We start from the raw sequence: 6471 nt of genomic DNA on the forward strand, positions 1-6471 counted from the left end.
GGCTGGCGGGACTCGCGGAGCGCGCGAATTCTATGGCCGAATCAACCGATGGTGTATGAGGGGTGGGCCAGATCAGCGCTTCGGGGGCGGGCCAATGTCATCTTTATCCTGCTTCAAGACCATGGAGGAGGCGTTGAAAGACCCGCTCGGCCGGGACCAGCGGCCGGGTGGTGAGCGCGGTTGTGACCCACAGACGATCCCGCTTGTTGAGGGCCGCCCGCGCGTCATCGAGGCGCATGCCGATTTCCTGGCCGTGTCCTGGTGCGGTGATCTGGACTATTGGCGCGGCATCGAAGTCGATCGGGAGAGCCGCCGGCTGGAAAAGCTCCCCAGGTCCAGGACTATCGCCAAGACCCGGCTGCGCGCGCAGAGCGTCAAGGCAGTCATCGAGCGCTATGCCCACAAGCAGGACGGACCCTATGCGGTCGAGCGCATGGTCTTCTACAAGGCGTCCGAACGGGTGCCCAAATCGCTCGAGACCCATGCCGCGGAGTGCATTGCCAGCTTTCACGATGTTCCGCTGCACCGCTATCTCATTCTGGAACGTTGCCAGCCAGTGGCCGACGAACATGCCGAGCTGATCTTCACCCGGTGGCGGGTTCAGAAAGACAAGCACAGCGATCTGTGCGCGGTGGTGACGGCACTCCATGCCGAGATCAATGCGGAACCGGTCCCGGACAAGGGCATGACGGGTGAGCCCGGGGACTGGCCGGTCGGGACCTTGCTCTTGCTGGCGGGGTTTGCCGGCCTGCTGGCCGGGGCCGCCCTTATCCTGTTCGCGCTGCCATTGGACCTCGTGACCGGTCTGCTCGAGCGCCTGCGCTAGCGCGGTGATCAGACCCGACTGCTGATCAAAAATGATCCCTGCGGCGCACACGGCTATATAGCGCAGCGGAAATGGTGAATTGGCGATGATCCCGGATCGGGCCGCAACAAAAGAGCATCGGGTAGAGATTTGACCTACGAAACCAAGCCGGGCGTGCGCATGCCCACGCCGGAAGACAACCGGCCGAAGCGCTTTTACACCGCGGTCAGCGTCGCCCCGGGCGAGGCGGGCTGGCAGGTTTTGCTCGATGGCCGTTCGGTCAAGACCCCGGCCCGGAATTTGTTGCAGGTTCCGACCAAGGCGTGTGCTGAATTGCTGGCGTCCGAATGGGAGGCCCAGGGCGAGCGGATCAATGCGCCGGCCATGCCGGCCAACCGTCTGTGTTTCGTCGCGATCGATCTGATGGGCGAGGCTCATGGCGCCACGGTCGCCGAAGTGACGCGTTATGCCTCGACGGATCAGCTCTGTTTTCGCGCCCCGGACCCGGCTGACCTCGTCGCGGCCCAGGCTGCAGCCTGGGATCCGATGCTGGACTGGGCCAGAAACGAGCTCGGCGTGGAGTTACGGTCCGGCACGGGCGTGCTGCCGATCGACCAGGACGCCGCCGCGCTGCAGGCGATTCATGCCCGCGCTGCCGCGCTCGATATCTGGCGCCTGACGGCGCTGGCGCACGCGACGGCCGTTTGCGGCTCGGCCATACTCGGCTTCGCGCTGCTGGCCGGCGAACGCGGTGGCGAGGAGGTGTTTGCCCTGTCCATTATCGATGAAGCCTATCAGGCCGCCCATTGGGGGCAGGACGAGGAAGCGACGGAACGGCTTGATCTGTTGAAGGCCGAGCTGATCGCCGCAGAGCGGCTGCTGCGTGCGTTGGACGCGTCGTGACAGCTTGAAGGCAGCGGGTGGCACGCTAATGTGGCGCCAGGGCAGAAGTGAAAGATTGCACCATGGCTGAGATGAACACGACAAATGGCGGCGAGGCCGGGAAGTCTGGAAAGACCGGTCCGGGCGGCATCCTCGATTTCGGCGCCCTGCGCGCGGCCGAGCTGCGCACCGAGCCCTACAATTATTTCGTGGCGCCGGGCACGCTGAGCGAGGCCGAGGCTGGCGAAATTCGCCGTGACTACCCCCAGATCAACAAGCCGGGCTACCTGCCGCTGTCCAAGCTGGAATCGCACGGCACATTCGATCAGTTGATGCAGGATCTCAATTCGGCGGAACTGGCGCAGCTCTTGACCGACAAGTTCGGCGTGGATTTTACCGACAAGCCGCGCATGATCACCGTGCGCAAGGTCTCACAGCTCTCCGACGGTCCGATCCACAATGATTCGAAGTCGAAAATCCTGACCATGCTGACCTATCTCAATGCCGAGTGGGACGGCACCGGAGCGGGCTGTATCCGCGTGCTCAACGGGCCGAAGGATTTTGACGATTTCACCGAGGAAGTGCCGCCGCTTGCCGGTTATGTCTTTGCCTTCCTGCGTGCCGATAATTCCTGGCATGGCCATCTGCCCTTCGAGGGTGAGCGCTATGTCGTGCAGACGACGTTCCTGACCTCGCAGGAAGAACTCGACCGCAAGGAAAACCGCGGCGGATTGCAGTATTTCCTCAAGAAACTGAACCCGTTTCAGTAGGCCGTTACGGTCTGCAACCAGCGTGGTTTCAGGCTTAATCGTCCGTCATCGAGCCGTTTCCAGATCAGGAAGCCGGTGGTGATGACGGCCAGCTCGCCGAGCTCCTGGAAGACGTGGTGGCAGAGCAGCACGGCGCTGAGCACCAGCAGGGCTTTCAGGGCGAGAAAACCCGGCGCCTGCTCGGCCGGTTGCAGGATCTGCCGCAGATTGGCGGCGATCAGCAGCAGGGCCAGACCCGTTGCGAAATAGATCGCCTCCATCATGCCGGGCTCGATGTAGTTGTGCAGGTTTATTTCCGACTGAAGATTGGTCTGCGCGATCACCTCGGGGACTGCGAGGTCAAACCAGTGCTGGCCCCAGCTGATTTCCTCACCAAAGCCGGCCAGCAGCACCAGGCTGAGTGCGCTCATCAAAACCGGACCGAAATGGCCGCCGCGTGGCCGGCCGGTGATCAGGTGGCCGAGGAAAATCACCGCGGGGAAGAGCATCACGGTAATGGTCAGGTTCTCGATCAGCCCGCCATCGCCGACTTCGGGCCGGAAGACACCGGTGAGCGGGGTAAAATGGTGGGCCAGATTGAGCAGGGTTAGCGCCGCCAGGGTGAGGGCGACGGCGCTGTCATAGCGCCACAGGCTTGCGGCCAGCCCGTCAAACCCGGTTTGGCGTATCTGTACGGCCAGACCGCGCAGCAGGATAAGCCCGCCTGCGAGCGCGACCAGCAACAAGCCGATGGCCTGAAGGGGTGAGCCGATTTCTCCGTCAGGAGAGAGAATTTCCATCTCGGGTCTCCGTCATTTCAAAACGGACCGCACGGCGCCTCAGATGCCGTAGGCAGCAGCCAGCGTGTCGAGCCGGCGCAGGGCCTTGCCGGGCCAGTGGCTGACACGGCCAATGGGCAATCTGCGGGCAAAGGCATCCATGCTCGCACCGGCGGCGATCAGGCTGGCCGCCATGGAGGGCCGTTCGATACGTCCACCGGCAATGTCAAAAGAGGCATTGGCCAGCTTGCGCTTGAAGTCCATATCGCCCGGACCCAGGTGGATGCTGTCGATCCCGGTCGTCGTCATCTCGCGCGCCATCTCGATGAAGAGCTGAAGGCCGGGGCCGAATTTGGAGTATTCCGGCCAGTAGACCGGGAACCAGTAGTGCAGCACGGTTTCCGAGCGCATGCCGAAATGCGCGGCTGCCAGCTGGCCATTGATTTCGAGCGTCGACAGACAGCCGCGCAATTGTGGCGTTTGCTGCTCGAACAGATCATTGATCAGGTCGCGGGCCCATTTGGCGATGAAGACGTCAAAGGCATTGGTACGACGGTATTGCTCGCGCTTGTTGGCGAAACTGGCGGCAAGGGCTTCCGGGCGGCGATCGTCGAAACGATAGATGACCTCCAGACCGGACTCCGCGAGCTTGCGCTGGCGCGCGCGAATATTGCGCATCGCCTTGGCATCGGCCAGGCGCCTGTTTTCGAGCCATTCATCACACCCTTGGCTCAGATCGACCGACCAGGATGGTTCAATATGCGACGCTTCGGCGGCGAATGTGTTCTGGCTGACCAACGCGCCGTGAAAACAGAATACCGAAACGGGGCTGTCCTGAAGTGCGGCACCCAGGTCGAGACTGTCATCTTCGGTGATCAATGCATGATGATCGCCCAGTGGGCCACCGAGCGGGCGGGCGACGCCCAGGCTCGAGAGCTGCATTGGAAGGAAACCGGCCGTGCGCCCCTTGCAGGTCAGCACAAGCGCCTGGGCGTCCGGGCGCCGGTCAGCGATCAGGTCGGCGAATTCGAGGGCGAAATAGGGCGAGGCCAGCGTCGGGTTTTCGGCACGCATGCCGCGCCACGCGCTGCGCTGCGCCGTCGTCAACCCGGAGATCGGGACCAGTTCAGTGGTGATGGCGCGGTGTGCCATGTTCGCCTTTTCATTTGCTCGGACCGGTCAAACTGCAAGAAGCGCACCGCTTCACGCACAGCAGAAGCTGAGCCGGGCGCAGGTCGATTGATTGCCCTTGCGGCGCGACCTCTGCTATCGAACCGGGAGTGATTGGTGCGGAAGGATTGTCGTCCATGAAGGATGTACTCGAACAACTCATCGAAAAGCGGGCTGGCGCCCGCGCGGGCGGCGGTGCCAACCGGGTCGAGAAGCAGCATGCCAAAGGCAAGCTGAGCGCCCGTGAGCGCGTCGAGATGTTGCTCGATGACGGTTCGTTCGAGGAATGGGACATCTTCGTCGAGCATCGCTGCGTCGACTTCGGCATGGCCGACAAGAAGATCCCCGGCGATGGCGTGGTGACCGGTCATGGCACGATCAATGGCCGCCTCGTCTATGTCTTCTCCAAGGATTTCACCGTCTTCGGCGGTTCGCTCTCCGAGACCCACGCCCAGAAGATCGTCAAGATCCAGAAGGCCGCCCTGCAAAATGGCGCCCCGATCATCGGTATTTTCGACGCTGGCGGCGCGCGCATCCAGGAGGGCGTCGCCTCACTCGCCGGCTATGCCGACATCTTCCTGCAGAACACGCTGGCCTCGGGCGTGGTGCCGCAAATCTCCATGATCATGGGGCCTTGCGCCGGTGGCGATGTCTATTCGCCGGCCATTACCGACTTCATCTTCATGGTGAAGGACACGTCCTACATGTATGTCACCGGCCCCGATGTGGTGAAGACGGTGACCAATGAGACCGTCACCCATGAAGAGCTTGGTGGCGCCTCCATCCATGCCAGGAAGTCCGGTGTCGCCGATGGCGCGTTCGAGAATGATCTTGAAGCGCTCGTCCAGCTGCGCCGCCTGATCGATTTCCTGCCACTGTCCAACCGCGAAAAACCGCCGGTTCGGCCCAGCTTCGATAATCCCGACCGGATCGATGCGAGCCTCGACACCCTCGTGCCGGGCAATCCCAACAAGCCCTATGACATCAAGGAATTGATCCACAAGGTTGCCGATGAGGGCGATTTCTTCGAGATCGCGCCGGATTATGCCGCCAATATCGTCACCGGGTTCGGCCGGCTCGACGGCCAGCCTGTCGGCTTTGTCGCCAATCAGCCGATGAGCCTGGCCGGCGTGCTCGACAGCGATGCCAGCCGCAAGGCCGGCCGTTTCGTGCGCTTTTGCGATGCCTTCGGCATCCCCATCATCACCTTCGTCGACGTGCCCGGCTTTCTTCCGGGGACGAAACAGGAATATGGCGGACTGATCAAACACGGTGCCAAACTCCTCTTCGCCTATGCCGAAGCGACCGTGCCCAAACTCACCGTCATCACCCGCAAGGCCTATGGCGGCGCCTATGATGTGATGAGCTCCAAACATTTGCGCGGCGACGTCAATTACGCCTGGCCGACCGCCCAGATCGCCGTGATGGGCGCCAAGGGCGCTGCCGAAATCATCCACCGTGCTGATCTGGGCGATGCCGAGAAAATGGCCGGTCACGTGAAGGAATATGAGGACCGCTTCGCCAACCCGTTCATTGCTGCGGGCCGGGGCTATATCGACGATGTGATCAGCCCGCACTCAACGCGCAAACGCCTGATCGCGGCGCTGCGGACGCTGAAGAACAAGAAGCTCGAGAACCCCTGGAAAAAGCACGATAATATTCCGCTCTAGCTGAGCTTCACCCGGCGCCTTCCAGCCTCGCCATGCCGGTCTCGGTCACGATGACCTGCATGGCGATGTCATGGGGTTGCGGGAATATCGTCGCGATCCGTGCGGCGTCGAGGCCGATGCCGATTGTCAGCGGGCGCGGGGTGAGGGCGGCCAGGGTCCGGTCGAAATAGCCGCCGCCATAGCCGAGCCGATAGCCGCCGCGGTCCCAGCCGACCAGCGGCGACAGGATAATGTCGGGGACAATGTCGGGGCCGTGCGCGGGCACAGGAATATTCCAGACGCCGCGCTCCATTTTCGTCTCTGGCGTCCATGCGCGAAGGACCAGTGGCGCCGAGGGACTTGTGGCCACGGGCAGGGGGGAGCGCGGGCCGCGCCGGCCCAGAGGGGGGAGCCAGCCCCGCACGGGGCGCTGCCCC

Annotated in this window: 7 protein-coding genes; 4 read left to right on the forward strand and 3 right to left on the reverse strand. The window is 62.9% G+C overall.

The window, feature by feature from the left end:
* Positions 1–94: 94 nt before the first annotated feature.
* The 3 genes from ACN0YJ_RS13505 to ACN0YJ_RS13515 all read left to right on the forward strand — a co-directional run bounded on the left by ACN0YJ_RS13505 (position 95) and on the right by ACN0YJ_RS13515 (position 2457).
* Positions 95–826: a hypothetical protein gene (locus ACN0YJ_RS13505; protein ID WP_417496508.1), complete on the forward strand. Its 732-nt coding sequence runs from the start codon at positions 95–97 to the stop codon at positions 824–826.
* Positions 827–955: 129 nt separating this feature from the next.
* Positions 956–1708, forward strand: coding sequence for an ATP12 family chaperone protein (locus tag ACN0YJ_RS13510; RefSeq protein ID WP_417496509.1), 753 nt, complete (start codon positions 956–958; stop codon positions 1706–1708).
* 62 nt (positions 1709–1770) lie between these two features.
* A complete protein-coding gene (locus ACN0YJ_RS13515; protein ID WP_417496510.1) occupies positions 1771–2457 on the forward strand; it encodes a 2OG-Fe(II) oxygenase in 687 nt (228 codons plus the stop codon).
* Here ACN0YJ_RS13515 and ACN0YJ_RS13520 read toward each other — a convergent pair.
* A complete protein-coding gene (locus tag ACN0YJ_RS13520; protein ID WP_417496511.1) occupies positions 2451–3236 on the reverse strand; it encodes a hypothetical protein in 786 nt (261 codons plus the stop codon). The two genes, ACN0YJ_RS13515 and ACN0YJ_RS13520, sit on opposite strands and share 7 nt — an antisense overlap.
* A gap of 39 nt (positions 3237–3275) precedes the next feature.
* The gene (locus ACN0YJ_RS13525; RefSeq protein WP_417478479.1) at positions 3276–4367 is read right to left on the reverse strand and encodes a GNAT family N-acetyltransferase; all 1092 of its coding nucleotides are present in this window, start codon (positions 4365–4367) and stop codon (positions 3276–3278) included.
* 155 nt (positions 4368–4522) lie between these two features.
* Here ACN0YJ_RS13525 and ACN0YJ_RS13530 point away from each other — a divergent pair, with 155 nt between their 5' ends.
* Positions 4523–6055, forward strand: a complete 1533-nt coding sequence (locus tag ACN0YJ_RS13530; RefSeq protein ID WP_417478478.1) for an acyl-CoA carboxylase subunit beta — start codon at positions 4523–4525, stop codon at positions 6053–6055.
* A 7-nt stretch (positions 6056–6062) separates the two neighbouring features.
* Here ACN0YJ_RS13530 and ACN0YJ_RS13535 read toward each other — a convergent pair whose 3' ends face one another.
* On the reverse strand, positions 6063–6458 hold the full coding sequence (locus ACN0YJ_RS13535) for a 5-formyltetrahydrofolate cyclo-ligase (RefSeq protein WP_417496513.1): 396 nt from the start codon (positions 6456–6458) through the stop codon (positions 6063–6065).
* Positions 6459–6471 lie beyond the last annotated feature (13 nt).

Origin of the sequence: Maricaulis sp. (genome assembly GCF_048270095.1) — a bacterium.
In the GTDB taxonomy this organism is placed as follows: domain Bacteria; phylum Pseudomonadota; class Alphaproteobacteria; order Caulobacterales; family Maricaulaceae; genus Maricaulis.

Excerpts from the sequence above, each read along its gene's own strand:
- ACN0YJ_RS13505 (WP_417496508.1), top strand. The coding sequence starts at position 95 with ATGTCATCTTTATCCTGCTTCAAGACCATGGAGGAGGCGTTGAAAGAC.
- ACN0YJ_RS13515 (WP_417496510.1), top strand. The coding sequence starts at position 1,771 with ATGGCTGAGATGAACACGACAAATGGCGGCGAGGCCGGGAAGTCTGGA.
- ACN0YJ_RS13520 (WP_417496511.1), bottom strand. The coding sequence starts at position 3,236 with ATGGAAATTCTCTCTCCTGACGGAGAAATCGGCTCACCCCTTCAGGCC.
- ACN0YJ_RS13525 (WP_417478479.1), bottom strand. The coding sequence starts at position 4,367 with ATGGCACACCGCGCCATCACCACTGAACTGGTCCCGATCTCCGGGTTG.
- ACN0YJ_RS13530 (WP_417478478.1), top strand. The coding sequence starts at position 4,523 with ATGAAGGATGTACTCGAACAACTCATCGAAAAGCGGGCTGGCGCCCGC.